General features: G+C 49.7%; 1 protein-coding gene and 1 pseudogene. Both read left to right on the top strand.

The window, feature by feature from the left end; genetic code table 11:
• Positions 1-556, top strand: a 556-nt coding sequence (locus tag R7093_RS24645; protein WP_318146942.1) for an AsmA-like C-terminal region-containing protein, incomplete at its 5' end; no start/stop codon positions are given.
• A 34-nt stretch (positions 557-590) separates the two neighbouring features.
• Positions 591-855: pseudogene (locus R7093_RS24640) on the top strand (nitrilase-related carbon-nitrogen hydrolase); the annotation flags it as partial.

Below are 855 nucleotides of genomic sequence, written 5' to 3'. Positions count from 1 at the left end.
TTGGTATGGTGCGCCTTGGTCGATGAAGACACCAACCTTGCAGGAGAATGCCTCGACGGCGTTTGGCAAAGGAGTCGTGAGTGAAGTCAGCGGCGCGCCGCGTTTGCCTGGCTTATTTAGCTTGGACTCCATCATTCGTAAGATGCAGCTCGATTTTACCGACGTATTCGACAAAGGCATGGCGTTCAACTCCATCACGGGTACAGGCAAAATCCAAGATGGTGTGTTCATCACCAATGATATTGTGATGGATGCGCTAGCTGGTGAAATGCAAATTCGTGGTATTGCAAACATGACCAGCAGAATGGTGGATGCGGAAGTGAAGTTTACGCCGGATATTACGTCAGGGTTACCAATGTTGACGGCGTTTGCGGTGGCCCCTCAAACCGCTCTGTACGTGCTGGCGATTTCCACGGTGATTTCTCCTGTTGTAGAGGTGTTCACCCAAGTGAATTACGAGGTCAAAGGCCCGTTAGATTCACCAACCGTAAAAGAGATTTCACGTAGTAAAGGCGAATACAAGCTGCCAGAAAAACTGCGTGAGCAGGCTAAATAGATCGCCCGACTAAGTGGTAGAAGGAAGAGAACACATGGAACGTGTTGGCATCATTCAAATGACTTCGGGGCCTGATATTCAGGCGAATTTGGACTTTATTGACCAGCAATGTACTTTGGCGGCCAATCAAGGAGTGAAGCTGGTGCTCACGCCGGAAAATGCGGTGTTGTTTGCCAGTCGAGAAGAGTACCATCAACATGCAGAGCCGTTAGGTAGCGGTGCTATGTAAGAGCGTTTAGCCGATATCGCGAAGAGGGATCAAGTGACGCTTGGCGTTGGTAGAATGCCGATTCAAACCG

The sequence above is a fragment of the Vibrio sp. 1580 genome (assembly GCF_033340055.1).
This window is presented reverse-complemented; position numbering and strand designations above follow the sequence as displayed.